The organism is Sporolactobacillus inulinus (assembly GCF_006539285.1).
Taxonomy (GTDB): Bacteria; Bacillota; Bacilli; order Bacillales; family Sporolactobacillaceae; genus Sporolactobacillus; species Sporolactobacillus inulinus.
Map to the genome: position 1 here is coordinate 1 of NZ_BJMS01000219.1, position 981 is coordinate 981.

Here is a 981-nt window from a genome sequence, read left to right on the forward strand (position 1 = left end):
AAATGGCAAGTGCCGGTAGAAACAGAATCAGATTCGGACGGATCAGCTGGCCAATACCGAGAAACACGCCGAGGATCATTATAAAGCGAAGTTTTCTTGACTGCGCGTAACGATGCCAGAAATAGAGCATCAGAACAGGGAATGCGATAATTGCAGTATCTGTATAGAAGTATAGCGTATAAAAAAATAGCGGCAGACAAGTCAGATTGATCAACAGATACAAACAGGCCGCCCGTTCGTCAATCCAATCCCGAACAAGCCGCCATCCTGCAAAAATACCGATGCCAAGCATGATGGCGCAGAATGAGCGGTCAATCCCCATATAACTTGAGATGTGAAACAGACCGGCAAACTTATACAGAAGAAAACGCAGTAGCGCTATGGGAATGTTGTTTGGATAGACCTTAAAGTAGAGGGTATCGGACGCATGCCCATGCGCAAGCAAATACAGCGATTCGGCATAGGTGTGCCCCCCCGTCAATGAGCGGTGGGAGAACCGCATGAAAGCCAATGATCAGAAATGTAACAAAGCCAAGCATGATGACGCCAATCAGCGTACTGATCATACGAATATGCCGGTCATTAAAGCGCGAAAGCAAGCGGTAGAATGCGAGATAAAACAGAAGCACAATCATTGCGAAAAGGCTCAGTGACAATATGGGGCCAATATAGCCGTACTTTTGAAGATAATCAAATGGATAGGCGAAGCTTGAAAAAAGAACGACGAGAAAACTAACAAAGAAAGCGATACTGAATAATTTCACGAGCAAACGTTTGTTATGTGTAGCCTTCGCAAGTTTCAGTTTTTCCATAACTTTTTGCCCTCTTCTCAGTCACAAGTTGTTGGTACGGTGACCATGATTAGGGTACGCTTTGATGCATCGCGACAGCAGTCAGCTGTTTTTTTACAGGTGAAAAAGGATGTGTTTTTGGTCACGCAAAAGACAGTGCATCAAACGCGCAGATGCTCGGGCGCCTGCG

The 981-nt window shown here is 45.5% G+C and carries 2 protein-coding genes; both read right to left on the minus strand.

All coding sequences use genetic code 11. The annotated features are described in order from the left end of the window. Positions 1 to 445 (minus strand): glycosyltransferase family 39 protein (locus SIN01_RS14825; RefSeq protein ID WP_174842595.1); only part of this gene is annotated, 445 nt, incomplete at its 3' end. Beyond that, positions 405 to 812 (minus strand): hypothetical protein, encoded by a 408-nt coding sequence (locus tag SIN01_RS15155; RefSeq protein ID WP_029548370.1) that lies wholly within the window; start codon positions 810 to 812, stop codon positions 405 to 407. The genes SIN01_RS15155 and SIN01_RS14825, both read right to left, overlap by 41 nt. Positions 813 to 981: the final 169 nt, after the last annotated feature.